The organism is Janthinobacterium sp. SUN211 (genome assembly GCF_030587315.1).
GTDB lineage: Bacteria > Pseudomonadota > Gammaproteobacteria > Burkholderiales > Burkholderiaceae_D > Janthinobacterium > Janthinobacterium kumbetense.
In genome coordinates this window covers 1-20747 of sequence record NZ_JAPWIC010000007.1, presented here as the reverse complement: position 1 = coordinate 20747, position 20747 = coordinate 1, and the positions used below count along the sequence as shown (strand labels likewise).

Here is a 20747-nt window from a genome sequence, read left to right as displayed (position 1 = left end):
GTGCCGCGCGGGCTTGGGCGATGCCGTGCCGGCCTGGCGCGCGGGCTGCGCCATGGCCGCCGCGGCAGGCATGACCGGGCGTCATTATTTATTTGCATAATGGCAATTAAGTGATATAGTTGACAAGCACTCCTGGCGAAAAAGCTTGGCAAGGCAATGTTGATTGATCCTTTTCTGCCGTGCAGCGTTTGTTCCGCCGGCGCCGCGCGCACTACTTTTGAAAGCCGCACCATGTCCAGCCAGTACCCTGACGCCCCGCCCCGCTTTTCCATGCCCCCGCCGCCGGTCACCAATACGCCGCTGGAATTCATGCCCACGCACGATCTGTCCTTTTGGGACAGCGATGTGACGTCGGGCTGCATGGTGTCGCTCGATGCCGCCGTGTCGTTCAAGGATGGCTACCCCTCCTTGCGCATCGACCTGCCAGCCGGCTTGCCTGCCGGTACCGTCGTGAAAGTGGGCACGACAGGCGCTGCCGGCAAGGGCCAGCCGCGCATCCCGTTCAACTGGGATTTGCAACGCTTTTCCTTCGCGCTGCGCTCGACGAATGCCGCCATCATGCAGACGGGGGGCATGATTTACCTGGGCAACAGCGATTACAGCAGTTTCTGGTCCGGCTTCCTGAATGCCTTGCATTACGGCGGTTCCGCCGCCGCCGACACCTTGATGTTCGTCAACAATGAGTGGTGGGTGCCCAAGCTGGCCACGCCGCTTGATAGCGAGGGCACGCCCACGGCACAAAACCTGTCGCGCGGGAAATTTACCGTGCAGCTGACCGCCGCCACGACGCAGCCGGAAACCATCTGGCTGGGCATGGTTGCGGCGTTGCCGAAGCGTAAATTGCCCACCGTCATCTTGTCCTTTGACGATGGTTATGCCTCCTGGGATACGTATCTGATGGAGCGGCTGAAATACTATGATTTGCCGGCCTCGTTTGCCATCGTCACGTCCCTGCTGGGGCAGCCCGATTACATGTCGGCTGAGCGCATGAAGGCGCGCTTCGACGATCCGTCGCGCCTGTTCGACTTTACCCTGCACCAGAGCGTGCACGACAATGTGGCGGTCCAGGGTTCGGCCCAGTACGTCACTGCGCTGCAGGTGGGGCGGGACAAGATGCGCGCCGCCGGTATCGGCGGCGACGGGCCATCGCACCATGCGTGGGTCGAATCGCTGTGGACGAATACGGCCATCAACGCCATGCGCGCCGCCGGTTTCCTGTCGGCGCGCGGCGCCGGCTATACGGCCGAGCGCGGCTTTGACCAGATGTTTTTCACTGGCAACGACAAGGATGCCTACATCCTCAACACTTCCACGGTCAACCTGACAAACGACGCCAGCTTTGCGCAAGTCCAGGCGGCGATCCAGACGGCGGTGGGCGACGACAGCTTTGTGTTTGTCAACGGCCACGATATCGTCAGGACGCCAACGTCCGACTACCAGACCTCGTATGCGGTCATCGATGAATTGCTGGCATGGCTGGCGGGGCAAGTGGCTGCCGGCGCGCTGCAAGTGGTGTCGCATAGCCGCTGGTTTGCCGATACGACGGGCAGGGTGACGGACCGGCGCTGATCGCCTCGGGAGCAGAATTGCGCCGGCGCCTCAGGCGTCGGCCAGCAAGTTCTTCGGCAGGGCCACCGACACCAGCTTCCAGTGCCACAGGCCGTCGCGCGCCAGGGTCAGTTCGCCGATATGGCTTTTGCTGTGGGCGCGCTGCACCACGACGCTGTCCCAGGAGGTGTAGCGCAGTTTGTAGTCGGGCTTGGTATTGCGCTTGCGGCCGCTGATGTCGCTGACCTTGGCGAGCGGTTTTTCGTAGCGGTCATTGAGCTTCATCAAGGCGACGATGCCTTCGGGCATCAGCATGGTATCGAGCAAGGGGTCGATGACGTCGGGACTGATGTCGTCGGCCACTTCGGGCGCCGAAAACAGGGTGTGCAGTTGTTGCCCGAGGCTGCCGCGCAGCTGGGGCAGGTCGATATGCGCAGCGAGGGCCTGGGTATCCTCGTCCATCGTTGCCGTGCGAATCTTATTCATGGTGAAATACGGGCTGCCATAGAAGACGCCGGCCAGCGCGACCAGTGCCACTACAGCGAGAAGCATCATTCTTTTCATCGTGCGATCTCTCGGATGCCTGGCGACCCGGTGCGCCTGAAGTGTTGGCATTCTACATAATATTTCCCAAAATCAATATAGAGGTTTAAGTAAGTGTTGTTTTAGATCAAGTTTCTTTAAAGTAATTCCGGCGGCAAGGTGATGTCCGTCAGTTTCCAGTCCCAGATGCCATGGCGGCGCAGCAAAAACTGGCTGGCGGCGGGCCCGGCGCCGCTGCGCCGCAGCACCACTTCGTTCCACGAACGGTACGCCATGCCGAAGTCGTGGCGCTTGCCGTCCGCTCCGTGCTTGCCATGCAGGATCAATACCGTGATGCCGGGCGGCGAGACGATGGCGTCGAGCATTTCCTTGAAATCGTCCTCATTGGCTGTTTCGCCGGCTGCCCGCAGCTGGCGCGCCACGCTGGCGCGCACGGCGGGCAGGTCGGCCTGCTGCGCCAGGTTTTCCAGGCGCACGGATTTCGCCGCCATGCTGATGCGGTACATGGCGATATAGGGGCTGACCCAGGTGAAGCCGATGGCAGCGACGGCAAAAATGAGTGCGGTGGCGTACTTTCTTTTCATGCTATGGCTCGTTGGGTCGCAGCTTGCACGCGGGGGTCAATAGCCGCCAAGGATCTGGTATTCCAAACCTTGATTTCCTGCGCTGCGTATCTGGATCCGGATTTTCCGGAAGGTGACTTCCGCGGGAAAACTGGTGATCTCAAACGACAAGTCTTGCGAAAACGACGGCCGTGCCAGGTCGCCTGCATATTCTCTGTAGGCAATGCGCAAGGTGTGATTGCTGTAGCCCTGGTATAGCAACTGCGAATTGATGGACCTGTCGATAGGCGCGGTTTCCACTCCCGGGCCGAATTTGATGCCGGGGTTGACATCTTCGTGCCACCACATCAGATCGCTGGCGACCATCACCTGGTCCAGCAGGCCATCATTGTTGCGGTCGGCAAAACAGGCATTCTTGGTCATTCCGAGCAGCAGCATGTTGAAGACCTGGCGTTCGGTGCAGTAAGCAGGTTTCCCCTCGATGTCGGCGCGGTACAAGAAGTCGCCCTCGATGACGGCAACACGTCCTCCGCCGATTGACACGGCGCGCCCGTCGTAAATCTGATACCCCGTTTTGCTTGTGTACTGGAAGGTGGACAAGAGTGCTTCACCAGCAGTGACCTTTGAAACGATGTTCAGTTGCGGATCATGGCCGATGCGCTCCATCGTGCGGGTCGTCTCGCGGACTTCCATGGTGGCACATCCGCTGAGTAGCAGCGCAGCGATGGCGACGCGGTATAACTTTTTCATTGATTTCCTTGTTTGTCTTGGGCGCGCTCATGCACAAGCCGGCGCGATTAAGGGGAAGGGTCGCTAAATATTGCCAAATGATAAGTTCAGTTGCCTATGAAAGAAAGGGAAAATGCGCTTTTTTCCATTGTGACGGACGATGGCGGACCTCGATCAGCTGGATGGGCGGCGGATGGTGTAGCATTCGTGCCGGCGCGGACCATCGCGCCGCAATATTGAGGACAACCATGAATATCACTATCAATCAGGTGCTGCAGTCGTATATCGACCCGCTCACCGCCAGCGAGTACGCGGCGCTCGAGCGCAGCCTGCTGGCCGAAGGCTGCCGCGATGCGCTGGTGCTGTGGAACGACGTGCTGATCGACGGGCATAACCGCTACGCCATCTGCCGCCAGCACGGCATCGAATTCAAGACCATCCAGAACACCAGCTTTACCTCGCTCGACGATGTCATGCTGTGGATGATCGACAATCACCTGGCGCGCCGCAGTGTATCGGACTTCCAGCGCGGCGTGCTGGCCCTGCGCAAGAAGGAAATCGTCGCCGCGCGCAGCCCGGCACCCGTCAGCGCCCAGGATGCGCCGGAAGGCGAAAACGCGCCGAAGGCACCCATGAGCACGCGCGAAGAGGTGGCCAAGGCGGCGAGATTGAGCAGCAACCAGATCAGCCAGATCGAGAAGATCCAGAAGGCGGCGTCGCCGGAACTGGTGGAAGCCGTCCGTTCGGGCACGATCTCGATCAATGCGGCGGCCACCGTGGCATCCCTGCCGCCGGAAGAGCAGGTGGCGGCCGTCGCCGGCGGCAAAAAACTGCTGCGCCAGGCGGCCAAGGAAATCCGCGAACAGCGCGCCGCCACGCGTACGCCGCGCGAGCCGAAGGTGCATGTATCGCAGGATACGCCGGAAACGGGCAACGAGCCGTGGGCCGAGAACGCGGCGCAGGCGCCGTCCGAAACGGAACGCTTGCGCGGCGAGATCGCCAGCCTGAAACAGAAGGTGGCGCAGTTGCAGGCGGAAAATGTGGAGTTGAACCAGCGCATCGCGGCCCTGATTGACGCATCCTGATCTGGAGTTTTGGCATGTTACATAGCAGTGCCCTGTTTGCCTCAGTTGCTGTCGCCAGTATTCCCGTGTTGGCCGCACCCGCTGTTTCTGTCAAGGACATGGCCCGCTGGCAGGCGCAGGCGGCCAATGTCAGCATCGCGCGCGACACGTGGGGCATTCCCCACGTGACGGGCAAGACGGATGCGGATGCCGTGTTTGGCCTGATGTATGCGCAGGCCGAAGACGATTTCCCCCGCGTGGAACTCAATTACATCAACGCCATGGGGCGCCTGGCGGAAGTGGAGGGCGAACGGGAGCTGTACCGCGACCTGCGCATGAAGCTCTTCATTGACCCGCTTGAGCTGCAGGCGCAGTACCGCGCCAGCCCGGCCTGGCTGCGCAAGTTGATGGACGCCTTTGCCGATGGCCTGAACTTTTACCTGGCCACGCATCCGCGCGTCAAACCGCGGCTGATCGCGCATTTCGAGCCGTGGATGGCCTTGAGTTTCAGCGAGGGCAGCATCGGCGGCGATATCGAATCGATCAACCTGGCGCAGCTCGAAGCGTTTTACGGCCAGCAGGCCAGTCCTGCCGCCGTGGCGCTGGCCAGCATCGAGACCGGGTTGGATCCCGAGCCCAGCGGCTCGAACGGTTTCGCCATCGCGCCCGCCATCACCAAAAATGGCCATGCGCTGCTGATGATCAACCCGCACACCTCGTTCTACTTCCGTCCCGAAGTGCAGGTCACCAGCGGCGAAGGCTTGAACGCGTATGGCGCCGTCACCTGGGGCCAGTTCTTCGTCTACCAGGGTTTTAACGAGCGCCTGGGCTGGATGCATACCTCGGGCGGCGGCGACGTCATCGACGAATACCTGGAAAGCATCGTCGACAAGGACGGCGCCTGGTTCTACCGCTATGACGGCGGCCTGCGCCCCTTGAAAACCGTGCCCATCACCTTGCCCTACAAACTGGCCGATGGCGGCATGGCATCGAAGACCATCACCGTCCACTACAGCCACCACGGCCCCATCGTGCGCGCGCAGGACGGTAAATGGGTGGCCGTGCGCCTGATGCAGGAACCGTTGAAGGCTTTGATGCAGTCGTACACGCGCACCAAGGCGCGCGATTATGCTGCGTTTTATCAAACGATGGAATTGCGCACGAATTCGTCGAACAACACGGTGTATGCGGATGCGGATGGCAATATCGCCTACTTTCACGGCAATTTCATCCCCGTGCGCGACCCGCGCTTCAACTGGAAGCAGCCTGTCGACGGCAGCGACCCGGCCACGGAATGGCAAGGGCTGCACACGGTGGCGCAAACCATCACCCTGTTCAATCCGAAGAATGGCTGGATACAGAACACGAACAACTGGCCGTATTCGGCGGCCGGCGCCCACAGCCCGCGCCAGAGCGACTATCCCGCCTACATGTCCGTGTACGGCGAAAACGCGCGCGGCCTGCATGCCGTCAAGGTTTTCCAGAACCAGAAGGATTTCACGCTCGACAAGCTGATCGCCGCCTCGTACGACAGCGAACTGACGGCGTTCGAAGCGCTGCTGCCGCCCCTGTTCGCGGCATACGATGCGCTGCCGGCGGGCGACGCGCACAAGCTGGCGCTGGCCGACAAGGTGGCCTTGCTGCGGGCCTGGGACTGGCGCTATGCGCTGGACTCCACCGCCACTTCGCTGGCCGTGTTCTGGGGCCAGGAGCTGGCCGAACTGGCGGGGAAACAGGCGCGCGAGCAGGGCGTGCCCGTTGTCGATTTTCTGGCGACGGACAAGGTCACGGCGGCGCAGCGGCTGGCTGCGCTGGCGACGGCGGCCGATAAACTGCAGCGCGATTTCGGCAACTGGCAAACGCCGTGGGGCGAGATCAACCGCTTCCAGCGCCTGACGGGCGACATCGTGCAGCCGTTTGACGATGCGCAAGCCAGCCTGCCCGTGCCTTACGCGTCGGGCAACTGGGGTGCGCTGGCCGCGTATGGACAGAGCAGCAAGAGCACCACGCGCAGGATTTACGGCGAGCGTGGCAACAGCTTTGTGGCGGCCGTGGAATTCGGCCCCCGCATCAAGGCGAAAAGCATCCTCGCCGGGGGCCAGAGCGGCGACCCGGCATCGCCGCACTTCCGGGACCAGGCGGCCATGTATGCGCGCGGCGAATTCAAGGATGTGCTGTTTTATCCCGAGGACGTGGCGAAGCACCTGGAGCGCAGGTACCACCCCGGAAAATAGCCGCCGGGCGTATCAAATCGCGTCGAGCGCCGTGCGCAGGTCATGGCGCAAATCCTCGATATCCTCGATCCCCACCGACAGGCGGATCAAGCCATCGCCGATGCCCAGCCTGGCCCGCTGCCCGGCCGGGATGCTGGCATGCGTCATCAGGGCAGGGTGCTCGATCAGGCTTTCCACACCGCCCAGGCTTTCGGCCAGGGCGAATACCTCGCAGCGTTCGAGGAAGCGCCGCGCGCCCGCCAGATCCGTATCGAGGTCGATCGAGATGATGCCGCCGAAGCCATCCATCTGGCGCTGCGCCAGCGCATGCTGCGGGTGCGAGGCCAGGCCCGGATAAAACACCTTGCGCACTTCCTTTTGCTGTTCCAGCCACTGCGCCAGGGCCAGGGCGCTTTCGCAATGGCGCTGCATGCGGATGGCCAGGGTTTTCACGCCGCGCAGGGCCAAAAAGCTGTCGAACGGCCCGGCAATCGCGCCCACCGAGTTTTGCAAAAAGCCCAGTTGCTCGCGCCATTCCGCCTGACGTTCTTCCGCGCCGACGATGGCGATGCCGCCGATGATGTCCGAGTGGCCGTTCAAATACTTGGTGGTCGAATGCACGACGATGTCGAAGCCGTGTTCCAGCGGGCGTTGCACCAGCGGGCTGGCAAACGTGTTGTCGGCCACGGCGATGATGCCCCTTTCGCGGCAGATGTCGGCAATGGCCCGCAAATCCGCCAGTTTCAGCATGGGGTTGGTGGGCGTTTCCACCCATACCATCTTCGTTTCCGGGCGCAGCGCGGCCAGCAGGTTTTCCGGATTCGTCAGGTCGACATACGTGAATTCATGACCGGCCGAGCGGCGGCGCACGCGCTCGAATAAACGGTAGGTGCCGCCGTACATGTCGTCGCCGGCGACGATATGACTGCCCGCATCCAGCAATTCCAGCACGGACGAGATGGCGGCCAGGCCCGAGGCGAAGGCGAAGGCCGCGCTGCCGCCTTCCAGGTCGGCCACGCAGCGCTCCAGCGCCCAGCGCGTGGGGTTGTGCGAGCGGCCGTAGTCCAGGCCTTTATGTACGCCGGGGCTGTCCTGCACGAAGGTGGAGGTGGCGTAAATGGGTGGCATGATGGCGCCCGTCGACGGGTCGGGCGACTGGCCGGCGTGGATGACGCGGGTGGCGAGGCGGCTCTTGCGGGGCGTTTGTTGGCTCAAGATAGTGTCCTGCGTAAGTGGTTGAGAAGGTCGAAGCGGGTGATCAGGCCATAGAAGGCGCTGTCGTCGGCGACGACGGCCGTCAAGCCCCGGTCCAGGGTGGCGCGCAGGGCGGGCAAGCCGCTGGACGGCGCCAGGGTTTCGATCTGCGTCGTCATGGTGGCGCCCACCAGACCCGCGAAATGCGCGGCGTCGCCGGAGACGTGCAGCAGCAGGTCCGATTCGTCGAGGATGCCGACCAATTGGCCGCCGTCGATGACGGGCAGCTGCGCCAGGTCGCTGGCGCGCATGCGGTTGAAGGCCGTGAGCAGGGTGTCGCCGGGCGCCACGCTGACGACGTCGCCCTCGTCGTAGCGGCGTCCGATCAGGTCGCGCAAGTCGCCGGACACGGCCCGCTGCAACAGGCCCTGGTCGCGCATCCAGCCGTCGTTGTAGACCTTCGACAGATAGCGCGTCCCCGTGTCGCACACGAAGGTGACGACGCGTTTGGGCGTGGTCTGTTCGCGGCAGTACTTGAGCGCGGCGGCCAGCAGGGTGCCCGTTGACGAGCCCCCTAAAATGCCTTCGGCCAGCAGCAGGGCGCGCGCGGAATCAAAGCTTTCCTGGTCGCTGATGGTGTAGGCCTTGGTGACGCTGTCCATGTCGGCAATCGAGGGAATGAAGTCTTCGCCGATGCCTTCGACGGCCCACGAGCCGCTCGTGTCCGACACCTTGCCCGTGTCGATGTATTCGGTGAGGATGGAGCCTTGCGGGTCGGCCAGCACGAATTCCAGCTTCGGCTGCGCCTTGCGGAAGTAGCGCGTCAGGCCCGTCAGGGTGCCGGAGGAGCCGACGCCGACGACGATGGCGTCCACGTCATGGCCGCTTTGCTCCCAGATTTCGGGCGCCGTCGTCGTTTCGTGGGCCAGCGGATTGGCGGGATTGTTGAACTGGTCGGCAAAGAAGGCGCCCGGCAGTTCGCGCGCCAGGCGCGCCGCGTAATCCTGGTAATACTCGGGATGGCCCTTGCCCACGTCCGAGCGCGTGGTGTGCACTTCGGCGCCCAGGGCTTTCAGGTGCAGCACTTTTTCCGTCGACATCTTGTCGGGCACGACAAGGATCACGCGGTAGCCCTTGATGCGGCCCACCAGCGCCAGGCCGATGCCGGTATTGCCGGCCGTCGCCTCGACGATGGTGCCGCCCGGCTGCAGGAGGCCGTCGGCTTCGGCCGCTTCGATGATGGACAGGCCGATGCGGTCCTTGATGGAACCGCCGGGATTTTGCGATTCCAGTTTCAGGAACAGCTGGCACAGGCCCGTGTCGAGCCTGGTCACTTCGACCAGTGGGGTGTTGCCGATCAGCTTGTATAGCGCTGGCGGCTGGGATGGGGATGGCATTCGATCATTCATGGTGGCTCCTGTCAGAGAAACAGCCGCTCCGGATTGTGTCCCGAGCCGCCTTCCGTGCCGCGCAGTGTAGGCGGGTGCACGGGTGCGGCGAACGAATGTTTGCATGCTTGCATATGCGGCTTTCGCATATCGCTTGTGGCGTGCGCGCTTCGAGTATGCGCCGTTTTTAGCCCGCTTGCCGCGCCAACGGCACGACTATTAAGCTGCCGCAAGCCCGCCATTGCGATTTATAATCACGCCTCGAAAAGGAACTAAACAGTATCCTGAAAACCAGACGAACAGGGCAGGCGGCAGTGGCAAAACTTTATTTCCGGTATTCCGCGATGAACGCGGGCAAGTCGACGGCCTTGTTGCAGGTCGCGCACAACTATGAAGAGCAGGGCCAGCAGGTGCGCCTGTACACGGCCGCCATCGACAGCCGCTACGGCGTGGGAAGGGTCACTTCGCGCCTGGGCCCGCAGCGCCAGGTCGATATCTTCCATGCCGACACGAATTTCCTCGACGCAATTCCCCAGGTCGCTTGCCTGCTGGTTGACGAAGCGCAATTTCTCAGCACGGCACAAGTGCAACAATTGCACCAGCTGGCGCAAGTGAAGGGCGTGCCCGTCATCTGCTACGGCTTGCGCACGGATTTCAAGGGCGAACCGTTCCCCGGCTCGGCCTATCTGCTGGCGCTGGCCGACGATATCGAGGAATTGAAGAATATCTGTACTTGCGGCAAGAAGGCCACGATGAACATCCGCGTGGATGAGCAGGGCCGCCGCATCAAGGAAGGCGAGCAGATCAGTATTGGCGGCAACGAAAGTTACCGCCAGGCTTGCGGGCGCTGTTTTTACTCCTGATGAGTTGGTGTTTGACCGCAGCGCTCCTGTATCAGGAGCGCTGCCTCTGGCGCATCTGACGACAGTAGTCTCAGCGCATCAGATACCTGTGTGTGGGGATGTCCTGGAAGTCGCTTGGGCGAGCCGCGCGCTGTCCTAGCGCAGGAGTACGTGTTCGTGTACTGCTGCCGATATCCTTAGTCCCATAGCCCCATACCCCCCCTTGGCCCCTCGCGACGCTGGTGTTTCACGCTGTTTAGCGGGGTTTAGCTTGTCAGTGCAAGACCCATTCACGTCAATGTGCAGCGCGGCGCCATGTCAATTTTAAATACATGGAAATGCGGAATTTTCGATGTATATCAACAGTTCCTTCTAATCGCTAAAACAGCGTCAGTTACTGCGCTAAGCTTTACGGACACATTGTTATTTTCTATCCGCTCACTTCGATTCCTATTGCGATAAATTCTGACAAGAGGTAGAGCCATGCCTACACGCCTTTACTGGAAATGGTGCCACGTAGTCCTGTCGTTATGCTCCCTTTTAGGATGTCAAATGACGGGAACGGCCCCTACGGAACAGGCGGTGATGACAGGCAGGGGCAGCGAGTACGTCACTATCCGGGGCAATGATGCTGCGACGGCCTCTCGATCCGAAGATGGCTTGACACTCGTATGTGCGAGTACACCTGGTAATTGTTATACACAACATCCAGTTCACAATGGTGCACCATGCGAATGTGCTACTGCCGATGGCGTGCGTCCAGGGCGAGGCGTGGATGCGCCCGTCGGGGCTGTCATAAACCTGTCCAGTGTGGTTCAGGTTTATTTTGTCACCGACAGAGACAGGCTTCCCGCCAGCGGCATCATCCAGACCTTTGGCAAGCTGCGCAGCGACAGTTTCAGCTATGGAAGCGTACAAGTATCGATCCCTGCTACCCATCAGACAGGGTTTATCGAAGCACCGAGTTCTTTAGTGCACATCCGATTCCTGGAAGATCCGCTCAAGCATATCCTCTTGCTGAAGTCGACGGTTTTGACAAAAGAAAGCTTTCTGCAGCAAATACAAAATAGGGTCGGTGAATCGGAGAAGAAAGAAGCATTTCTTTTCGTGCATGGTTTTAACACGACATTTGAACAGGCCGCGCTACGTAGTGCTCAAATGTCCTTCGATCTTGGTTTTCGGGGCGCTCCGATCTTCTATAGCTGGCCATCAAAGGGCAGTCCTACTCCGCTTGGATATGTCGCAGATTCCCAGACCGTTGATTGGGCAAAGGGAAATTTAAAGATTTTTTTGGAAGAATTTCTTCTGAAAACAAATGCTGACCGCGTGTATCTGATCGCGCATAGCATGGGAACCCAGGCCTTGACGGACACGGTGACAACGCTTTTAAGCGCCAGACCTGAGCTGCGTTCAAAAGTGAAGGAGGTGATTCTTGCGGCACCCGATATCGATGCAGGCATATTCAGGCGCGATATCGCACCGGCAATGGTAAGGATTGGCAGTCCTGTGACGATATACGCTTCGTCTAAAGATGTGGCGCTACAGCTATCCCATCTGGCAAGCGACTATCCTAGGGTTGGGGACTCGGGCAGCGGGTTGGTATTAATTGATGGTATAGAGACCATTGATGCGTCCAACGTCAGTTTGGGCTTTCTTGGGCACTCGGTTTTTGCCGAGTCGCGGGATGTGCTGTCAGATTGGCGCTATATTATTGAACAAGGCTTGCGAGCGCGTGAGAGAGCGGGCTTGATGCAGGTGAATATGCCGCGACCCTATTGGACATTCAGAAAATAAAGTGATGGTTTATACAAATGCACATCTATAGACATTTCGTTGCAGGTATCGTTATGTTTTTTGGTGTCGCCATGTTATTGCATGCTGCCGATGAAAAAAATAGGGAAGCTGAAAAATATATCAGCGCGGTGCAGGCCGCAAACAAGGCACTCCTCTTAAAAGATGTTGATCAAGAAAGAATACAGTTTCAGATTGCAGTAGCGGCTTTTGATCAATTATTGCAGCTTCCCGCGGATGCGACGCTGCCGAAAATATTCCCATTAACTCAAGACATGCCCGGCCTGGGGCCGGGAGCATCGCGCGAATCACAGTTGTTTGCCTTGAATATCAACCGGCGGTTACTTCCGATGGCTGGCTCAGCATATGGAAAAACGAGTGAGCAGTACGGGAAGGTTTGCAGCAGAGTTGCTTATCTGACTGCGCAACTTGGTGATCCGAAGGCCGCATTGCCTTATATGCAATGCTACCTTTCTGGGGCCGAAACGAGGCTCAAGGCTCCAAGTATTGAGCTTGGACTGGCGCGCGCTGCGTACGCCGAGGCTCAGGCTGCCGCAGGAGATTTATCTGGCGCACTGACGACGTATGATCGGGCATTGAAGACGATGGCCGATGCCGGCGGCATGGCAAACCGCGCATATGGCAACGCCATGTCCATGTATGCGGAGTTACTTCGTCGTGCAGCGCGACATGATGAATATGAGGCAGTGATGCGCCAGGCGCTTGATATTTTGTATCGCGTTGCGGGCCCTGTCGATGTTGACTACTTGGGTAGGCTTGGCGCTTTGATTAATTTTTACCAAGAATGGGGCCGGACGGAGGAAGCGGAAGCGTTGGTCTGGAAGGCTTACAACGAGTTGGAAGTCAGGGCGCCATTCAGTTTCGAAATGGCCGTGGCCGTGTGGCGCGCAGGTGGCGTAGCGTTGGCGAATGGTTTGCCAGATGAAGCCATTACGCTTTTTGAGCGCTCGCTGAAACTGCATCTTGCCATCATGGGGGACTCCTATTATCACGTAGGTTCTGTGCTGGCTGATATGGGCGAAGCCTATTACTCGGCAAAAAGGCCGGAAGAAGGTCGTCGGCGTATGGAAATGGCCATTGCACATTTCAAGAAAATTGGTCAACTGGACACAACGAATGGCGCTGCAATTTACTTGAGGATGGGTATTTATGCGCAAGAAGCAGGTGAAAATGACGCAGCGCTGGATTTTTTGATCGCGGCCCATAAAATCAGCGAGAAAATTCCTGTATCTGGGCGCAACTGGGAGCAAGAGGCGGCGATAGATTATCAGTTGGCACGATGCCTGATACGAATAGGTGATGGTAAAAATGCCAATATCCTGCTTTTAGATGCGATGAAGAATGTTAGAGATGCGCTGGCGATCTCAGGCACATTGCAAGTTGAGTCAACAAAGACCCGTGCCGTATTTCGCCCCATTGTCTCTGCTTATCTGGCATTCAGTCTGAAAAAGCCAGAAACAACAGATGTCGAACGATCATTTGAAGCTTTGCAACTGGCAAATTTGAGTACAAGTGCTGCGGCTATAGCAGGAATGGCAGCACGAGAAATCAGTGCATCCCCAGATCTGACTAACTTGGTGTACGAACACCAGAAGAAAATTGAACGCGTGCGGGATCTGGATCAAAGGATCAGTGGCCTTGTAGCTTCGGCACGCGTGGAACAGGAGGCTTCACTACATGCGGAAAGAGAAACACTGAACAAGGATGTCGTGCGAATAGCCACAGAATTGAAAACGAAGTTTCCGGAGTATCGCGCACTCGTTGGTTCCGCTCCGGTGTCGACAGGGGCCGTCAGGACGGCACTAAGGGCGAATGAGGCAATGCTGGCCTATTACATCGATAAGAACTTGGTTTGCGTCTGGTTGGTACGACAAAGTGGCGTGACCGTACATGTGCTGCCGGTGGATGCTGGCTGGGTCGACGGCGCAGTCGCAAAATTGAGGCAAGGTCTCAGGCTAAGCGACAGCGAAGTTCCAAACTTTGATCTTGTTCTTGCGCACGAAATCTATGTAAAGTTGTTGAGTACTGTCACGGCGGAATTAGCGGGCATTGATCATGTATTCGTTGTTCCAGACGGCGCCCTGCAGACACTTCCGGTTGGCTTGCTACTGGCAAGTCCTCCGAAGTCTGACGAGAGCTTCGCCAAACAGGATTGGCTAGTCCGCAGATATGCACTCAGCGTTCTCCCATCGGTATCTGCGCTTGTCTCCTTGCGTAAAAGAAACTTTTTCAATGCGCGCGGCTGGCCCAGATCATTTGCTGGTGTTGGAGATCCGCGGTTAGGAGTAAAGCGCGACATTTGGAGGCTCAGTGACCTGCCTGATACTCGGTTCGAATTGCAGAGCATGTCCCGGCTCTTGCACGGCGATCCGCACGATTTGCTGCTGGCCGAGATGGCGACGAAGGCCGGCGTTTTGGCCAAGGATTTTTCAGGGTTCAGATTCGTGACATTTGCAACGCATACGCTCATTTTAAAGGGGGCGAAAGGCGATGAGCAGCCGGCGTTGGTGTTGACACCCACGGACCCGGAGGGAGGGGCGGGAGTGGACGACGGTCTTTTGTCGGCAGTCGACATTTCGCAAATGAAGATGAACGCGGACCTCGTTATCCTGTCTGCATGTAATACGGGGCAAGAAGGCGTTGAAAAGGGGCGAGATAAATTGTCGGGATTGGCGACGGCTTTTTTTCACGCGGGAGCCCGTACATTGATGGTGTCGCACTGGTATGTTTCAAGCAAGGGGGCTGCAGAACTGGCGACAAGCATGATGCAGCGACTTGCTGCAGATCCCCGGGCTGGTAAGGCGGAAGCGTTACGCCAAGCCATGCTGGAGATGATAGTCAGCCGTAGTTCGATTAGCTCGCACCCGGCCATATGGGCGCCGTTTTCGATCATCGGTGACGGAGCTGCGGTTGATCACTGAGGCGAGTTTGACGCGCCAAACCGCCCCCAGCGGTTGTGCATACTAATGTTTGCGCACAATAGATATGCCATAGCAAGGAACGCTGGTTGTGCTTTGTGCCAAGTTTGTTGGGGTTGAAGGTTGTTACTCCACCGCGGGCGCGCCCACATCGGCATCGTCCGCCAGCGCCAAGTCGCCCCGCTCGAAGGCGGCGAGGATGTCATTCGCGCGCGCCACGTCGTGTTCGCGCACCAGCACGCGGGCGCCGCCGATGGCGGCCGCCAGCAGCATGTCGGCCTGCATGTGCTGGTCATCCGTCAGCAGCACGTCGATGCCGGCGGCGGCCAGGCAGCCGCGGATGACGTGCGCATCCGTGGGGATCATCAGCCGGGCAATTAAAACGTAGTCGTCATGCATGGTGCCTCCTGGCAAGGTGGATTCATCCCCATCTTAGCACCGGGCTAGTCCTTACAGCTTGAACACGCCCACCACCTGGTTCAGTTCCTGCGCCTGCTCCTGCAGGGCGTCGGCCGCCGCGGCCGCTTCTTCCACCAGGGCCGCGTTCTGCTGGGTCACCTGGTCCATCTGGGCGATGGCCTGGTTGACTTGCTCGATGCCGCTGCGCTGCTCTTCGCTCGCCTGGGCGATTTCGGCCATGATGGTGCTCACTTGCTGCACGCTGGCCACCACCGTGTCCATGGTGGCGCTGGCCTGGCTCACTTGCGCATGGCCCAGGTCCACCGTGCTGGCGGACGCCTGGATCAAATCCTTGATGTCTTTCGCCGCTGCCGTCGAGCGCTGCGCCAGGGTGCGCACTTCCGTGGCGACGACGGCAAAGCCCCGTCCCTGTTCACCGGCGCGCGCCGCTTCCACGGCCGCGTTCAAGGCCAGGATATTCGTCTGGAAGGCGATGCCGTCGATGACGCCGATGATGTCGGCGATCTTGCCCGAGGAGCTGCGGATGGCGTCCATGGTGCTGGCCACCTGCGCCACGGCCGCGCCGCCTTCCGCTGCCAGGCTGGACGAGTCGTGCGCCAGCCGGCTTGCCTGTTGTGCGTGATCAACGTTCTGGCGCACGGTGGAGCTCAGTTCTTCCATCGAGGCGGCCGTCTCTTCCAGCGAGCTGGCTTGCTGTTCCGTGCGGCTCGACAAATCCAGGTTGCCGCTGGCGATTTCACCGGACGCCGTAGCGATTTGCCCGGCGCTGCCGCGCACATTGCTGACCACTTGCGACAGGTTGTCGCTGATGCGGTTCATGGCCAGCAGCAGGCGGCCGATTTCGTCCAGGCTGCTGGTATCGAGGTGCACAGTCAGGTCGCCGGCGGCGATTTGCGCGGCGGCCGTTTCGGCGGCGGCCAGCGGGCGCGACACGAGGGTGCGCACGAGCCAGTACAGCAGCAGGGCGAAGACGAGCAGGGCGATGAAGCCGGAAATGGCCAGCTGGTTGCGCATCTGGCGCGCTTCCAAGGTGATCTCATCCGTGAACGTGCCGCCCGCGATGATCCATTGCCAATCCTTGAATTGACGGTAAAACAGCTGCTTTTCGCGCGCGCTGGCACTCGTTTCGCCCGGCGCCGTCCACGTGTAGCGCATGGCGCCATCCTTTTGCGCCAGCATTTCCTGGATGAACAATCGGCCGTCGCTGGCCTTGAACTCGAGCGCGCTCTTGCCTTCGCTGTTCGGGTGCAGCACCAGGTGGCCGTAATTGGCGCCGGGCGCCGTGTCGACAATATAGATGTAGCCCGTCTGGCCGATCTTGACCTGGCGAATCTTCTCTTTCAGCATGGCCAGATTCTTGCTGATATCGAGGCCGATGAATAGCACGCCCACCACCTTGCCGCTCGCATCGCGCACGGGGTCGTATTGCGTGATGTATTGCTTGCCAAACAGTGTTGCCATGCCAACGAAGCGCTGGCCGGCGCGCAGCGGCGCATAGCTGGGGTGGTTGTGGTCGAGCTGGGTGCCGACGGCCCGTTCGCCATCCTGTTTTTTCAGCGAAGTGCTGATGCGCACGAATTCATCGCCGTTGGCAGCAAAAATGGTGGCGATCACGCCCGTCTGGGCCGTGTAGCGGTCGACCAGGGACGTATCGAGGTTGAGCACCCTGTTGCCGTTGGCCAGGGCCGGCGTGGCCTTGCCGGCCACGGCCACCATGGCGCCCGTGTCGACCGAGAACGGGCCGGGAAATTCGGCCGCGAACAGGCGGGCAAAGCTGGCCGCCTCGTTGACCATGGCGGTATGAAATACTTCCGTGGTCGTCATGACGCTATTGAGTTCGCTGGTGACGGCCGCTTCGGCGCGCTGTTCCAGGGCATTGGAGGTGCGGATACTGATCAGGGTCGTCAGGCTGGCGAGGATCAGGCTGACCAGCGCAAACGTGAAGACGGTGATCTTGCCGCCGACACTCCAGTGGCGGGGGGAGAAGGAAATTGTAGGCATAGTGTGAGTCTGGCAAGGGTAATCAGCTCGGCCATTCCTGGTCATGACATGACACGCGGGGAGGGGATCTGGTGGGGAATGCGCTTGAAACGGAGGCGCGCCGGCTGTCGGGCCGCGCACAGGCAAGCTGAATTTCAGGGCGCGATGATAGCATGTTGCTTGTCTTTTGTTACTAAGTGTTTCCCGCAGGAATCATTTCTTTTGCGTAAAAACATCATCTGCATCAAGGATTGCAAAGACTGGCTATTGACTTTTTTGATTTCAGTAATGAATGTTGTTGTTCGTCACTGGCGGATGATGCGATTTTTGTCACGAATGTTTCACTTTGTAATGAATGACACGCTGCCTTTAATCCGCGTTTAAGCTTCCAGGAAGAAACTGATATTCCATGGGAGACTGCCAGGCCGTATCCTGTAGAATAATATGCAGACCAGTCGTGTATTCCCCTTACTGTCTTGCTGGCTGGCGCATGCCTATCTGCGCCGCCTGGAATTGATTCAACTAATTTTCGGAGAAGCCGATGAAGAAGCAAATGATGCTGGTCACCCTGGTGCTTGCCCTGTCAGCCCACGCTGGCGCAGCCCAGACGGACAAGAGCGCCGCTCCTCCGCTACCCATGAAGCCGCTGGCCCAGCAAACGCAGGCCGCCTTGTGGGCATCGCGCGTATTGACACGCGTCCATTACAAGGCCATGCCGCTCGACGACGCCATGTCGGAGAAAATCTTCGATCGCTACTTCAAGTCCCTGGACGCGGAAAAACTGTTTTTCGTGCAAGCCGACGTCGACCGTTTCGCGCCGCTGCGCACCAAGCTCGATGACGCCATCATCAATGAAGACTTGACGGCGCCGTTTGCCATCTACAACCTGTACCAGCAGCGTTTCGACGAGCGCATGGCGTATGCGCGTGAATTGCTGAAAACCAAGTTCGACTTCACGGCCGACGAGAGCTACCAGCTCGACCGCGAAAAGGCTGCCTGGCCGAAGAATGACGAGGAAGTGCGCGACCTGTGGCGCAAGCGCGTCAAGAACGACTGGCTGCGCCTGAAACTGGCGGGCAAGGAAGACAAGGCCATCCGCGAGACCCTGGACAAGCGCTATGAAAGCTACACGACCCGTTCGCGCAAGCTCAACAGCGAAGACGTGTTCCAGATTTTCATGAATTCGTATGCCATGTCGATCGAGCCGCATACCAATTACCTGGGCCCGCGCGCCTCGGACAACTTCGACATCGCCATGCGGCTGTCGCTCGAAGGCATCGGCGCCGTGCTGCAGACGCGCGACGAATACACGGTGGTGCGCGAAGTCGTGCCGGGCAGCCCGGCCGGCCTGTCGGGCAAGCTGAAAGTGGGCGACCGCATCGTCGGTGTGGGGCAGGGCGAAAGCGGCCCCATCACCGAAGTGCTGGGCATGCGCATCGACGACGTGGTGCAGCTGATCCGCGGCGCCAAGGATTCCGTGGTGCGCCTCGACATCCTGCCGGCCGACGCCGGCCCGGACGCCAAGCACGTGGTCTTGCCGCTGGTGCGCAAGAAAATCAGCATGGAAGAGCAGGCGGCGAAGAAATCGATCATCGAAGTGCGCGACAACGGCGTCAAGCGCCGCATCGGCGTTATTTCCCTGCCGACGTTCTACCAGGACTTCGAAGCGCGCCGCCGCGGCGACAAGGACTTCAAAAGCGCCACGCGCGACGTCAGCCGCTTGCTGGCCGAGTTGAAGAAAGACAAGGTCGACAACGTCCTGATCGACTTGCGCAACAACGGCGGCGGTTCGTTGAACGAAGCCGTCGAACTGACAGGCCTGTTCATCGACAAGGGCCCTGTCGTGATGCAGCGCAATGCCGAAGGCAAGGTCGAAGTGGAAAGCGATACGAATGCCGGCCTGGCCTGGGATGGCCCGATGGGCGTGCTGATCAACCGCGGCTCGGCTTCCGCTTCCGAGATTTTCGCCGCCGCCGTGCAGGACTATGGCCGTGGCGTCATCATCGGCGAAGGCAGCTTCGGCAAGGGCACGGTGCAGACCTTGTTCAACCTCGACCGTTTCGGCGGCAGCGAAAAAGCCCGTTTCGGCGAGCTGAAAATGACCATCGCGCAATTCTTCCGCATCAATGGCGGCACCACGCAGTTGCGCGGCGTCACGCCAGACATCAAGCTGCCAGCCATGTCGGACGCGGAAAACTTCGGCGAGTCGAGCTATGACAATGCCCTGCCATGGGTCGCGATCAAGCCGGCGCCTTACATACCGACGGGCGACCTGAAGGAGATCGTGCCGCTGCTGGACAAGAAACATGATGCGCGCGTGGCCAAGGACAAGGATTTCCAGTACTTGCTCGATGACATAGCTCTCGTCGTCAAGCAGCGCAAGGAAAACCAGATTTCGCTCAATGAAACCGTGCGCCGCAAGGAGCGCGATGCCCAGGAAGCGCGCGCCAAGGCCCGTGAAAAACGCCTGATCGCGCAGATTTCGAACCCTGCCGACGACCTGGTGGTGATTCCGGATCCGAAAGACGTGCTGAAGGGCGCGAAAGCGGCCAACAAGACGGCCAAGCAGATCGCCGCCGTGAAGGGCGCCTTGCGCACGGACGACGGCTTGCAGGGTGACGAACGGGCGCTGAGCGCCGAACTGGACGCTGAAACGGCCGCGAAGAGCGCCAAGGACGTGCTGCTGAACGAAGCAGCGCGCATCCTGGCCGACGAAGTGGCGCTGATCAAGGCCGATAGCCGCATGGCGTCGAAGGTCTTACCATATGGCGCGGACAGCAAGGCGACGCCGGTGACGGCAGCGAAATAAGGCTTGTGGTCCCATAAGAAGCCGGTTCCTTGCGGAGCCGGCTTTTTTTTGTGCCATCAGTTATCTGTCTGGTGTATTTCTATCATTCCAACAATCAATTGGATTGATATGCCGCGACGCAGCATAATGCACTTGTCTCCTCTATTCTCCTCCAAGAAAATAGATTCAGCCCGCTCCCGCAGCGGGCTTTTTTTTGCCTTGCTTTTTGCGTGGCGCCCGCCGCGTTTCCTCAAGTCTGCCCTCCGCATGCCGCTGCAAGCGTTCAATCCCGACTGAAATTGTCGGGAATCGCTCAGATTTGCTCCGTTATAAATTTTCCATTCTTGTTATATTCCCACAAAGAAATTTTCTTTGGCTTTCTGTAATGGCAGCGCGGTCTAGCGCGGCAGCAAAGCGCGTTATCCGCCACGCAGTGCGCCGTCCCATGGCTGCCTGTGCCTGATGCATAGCGCCCGACGCCGGCACCGCATGCTTTTCCTTTATTCATTCCGTCATGCCGCCAGCGGCGACCGAGAGGCTTATCTTGCGTTGTAAACTTCTTCCCCTGACCCTGCTGCCCTTGCTGGCGCTGATACAGACCGCCTGGGCCGTCGATCCTCCTGGTGCCGGCAGCCAGCTGCAGCAGATTCCCGTAGCGCCATCGCTGCCGAAAGCGCCGCCCGCCATCCGCGTGCAGCAGGGCAATGTGCCCGCCACCACGGTGGGCGACACGACGCGCATCGCC

14 protein-coding genes and 1 pseudogene are annotated in these 20747 nt (G+C 59.6%); 8 read left to right on the top strand and 7 right to left on the bottom strand.

The genetic code is table 11. The annotated features are described in order from the left end of the window. The first annotated feature begins 231 nt into the window (after nt 1-231). The gene (locus tag O3301_RS21880; protein ID WP_251348255.1) at nt 232-1569 is read left to right on the top strand and encodes a polysaccharide deacetylase family protein; all 1338 of its coding nucleotides are present in this window, start codon (nt 232-234) and stop codon (nt 1567-1569) included. 30 nt (nt 1570-1599) lie between these two features. Here the strand turns inward: O3301_RS21880 and O3301_RS21875 are convergent, their stop codons facing one another. From O3301_RS21875 to O3301_RS21865, 3 genes are all read right to left on the bottom strand, one after another. Then, nucleotides 1600-2103, bottom strand: coding sequence for a DUF2939 domain-containing protein (locus O3301_RS21875; RefSeq protein WP_180278753.1), 504 nt, complete (start codon nt 2101-2103; stop codon nt 1600-1602). Between the two features lie 125 nt (nt 2104-2228). Continuing rightward, nucleotides 2229-2675, bottom strand: a complete 447-nt coding sequence (locus O3301_RS21870) for a DUF2939 domain-containing protein (protein ID WP_305057486.1) — start codon at nt 2673-2675, stop codon at nt 2229-2231. A 36-nt stretch (nt 2676-2711) separates the two neighbouring features. Further along, nucleotides 2712-3404: a hypothetical protein gene (locus tag O3301_RS21865; RefSeq protein ID WP_305057485.1), complete on the bottom strand. Its 693-nt coding sequence runs from the start codon at nt 3402-3404 to the stop codon at nt 2712-2714. Nucleotides 3405-3631: 227 nt separating this feature from the next. Here O3301_RS21865 and O3301_RS21860 point away from each other — a divergent pair, with 227 nt between their 5' ends. Together O3301_RS21860 and O3301_RS21855 are read left to right on the top strand one after the other, a co-directional pair. Further along, nucleotides 3632-4468, top strand: coding sequence for a hypothetical protein (locus O3301_RS21860; protein ID WP_251348259.1), 837 nt, complete (start codon nt 3632-3634; stop codon nt 4466-4468). Between the two features lie 14 nt (nt 4469-4482). Further along, complete coding sequence (locus O3301_RS21855; protein WP_305057484.1) at nt 4483-6681, top strand: acylase; 2199 nt, start codon at nt 4483-4485, stop codon at nt 6679-6681. Nucleotides 6682-6693: 12 nt separating this feature from the next. On the opposite strand, the gene O3301_RS21850 is transcribed toward O3301_RS21855, so the two are convergent. Further along, a complete protein-coding gene (locus tag O3301_RS21850; RefSeq protein ID WP_289914279.1) occupies nt 6694-7875 on the bottom strand; it encodes a PLP-dependent aspartate aminotransferase family protein in 1182 nt (393 codons plus the stop codon). After that, the gene (locus O3301_RS21845; protein ID WP_369812225.1) at nt 7872-9263 is read right to left on the bottom strand and encodes a pyridoxal-phosphate dependent enzyme; all 1392 of its coding nucleotides are present in this window, start codon (nt 9261-9263) and stop codon (nt 7872-7874) included. The genes O3301_RS21850 and O3301_RS21845 overlap by 4 nt, the downstream gene beginning before the upstream one ends. A 293-nt stretch (nt 9264-9556) precedes the next feature. On the opposite strand from O3301_RS21845, the gene O3301_RS21840 reads away from it, so the two are divergent. The 3 genes from O3301_RS21840 to O3301_RS21830 all read left to right on the top strand — a co-directional run bounded on the left by O3301_RS21840 (nt 9557) and on the right by O3301_RS21830 (nt 14817). Further along, nucleotides 9557-10105: a thymidine kinase gene (locus O3301_RS21840; RefSeq protein WP_070313504.1), complete on the top strand. Its 549-nt coding sequence runs from the start codon at nt 9557-9559 to the stop codon at nt 10103-10105. A gap of 750 nt (nt 10106-10855) precedes the next feature. After that, nucleotides 10856-11878, top strand: a complete 1023-nt coding sequence (locus tag O3301_RS21835; RefSeq protein WP_305057483.1) for an alpha/beta hydrolase — start codon at nt 10856-10858, stop codon at nt 11876-11878. A gap of 17 nt (nt 11879-11895) precedes the next feature. Beyond that, the gene (locus O3301_RS21830; protein WP_305057482.1) at nt 11896-14817 is read left to right on the top strand and encodes a CHAT domain-containing tetratricopeptide repeat protein; all 2922 of its coding nucleotides are present in this window, start codon (nt 11896-11898) and stop codon (nt 14815-14817) included. A gap of 123 nt (nt 14818-14940) precedes the next feature. Here O3301_RS21830 and O3301_RS21825 read toward each other — a convergent pair whose 3' ends face one another. Together O3301_RS21825 and O3301_RS21820 are read right to left on the bottom strand one after the other, a co-directional pair. Next, nucleotides 14941-15213 (bottom strand): putative signal transducing protein, encoded by a 273-nt coding sequence (locus O3301_RS21825; RefSeq protein WP_305057481.1) that lies wholly within the window; start codon nt 15211-15213, stop codon nt 14941-14943. Nucleotides 15214-15264: 51 nt separating this feature from the next. Further along, entirely contained in the window at nt 15265-17235 is a 1971-nt protein-coding gene (locus O3301_RS21820) for a methyl-accepting chemotaxis protein (RefSeq protein ID WP_305057480.1), read from the bottom strand. 520 nt (nt 17236-17755) lie between these two features. On the opposite strand from O3301_RS21820, the gene O3301_RS21815 reads away from it, so the two are divergent. Then, nucleotides 17756-20023, top strand: coding sequence for a carboxy terminal-processing peptidase (locus tag O3301_RS21815; RefSeq protein WP_099667474.1), 2268 nt, complete (start codon nt 17756-17758; stop codon nt 20021-20023). 523 nt (nt 20024-20546) lie between these two features. Next, nucleotides 20547-20747, top strand: a pseudogene (locus O3301_RS21810) (hypothetical protein); the annotation flags it as partial.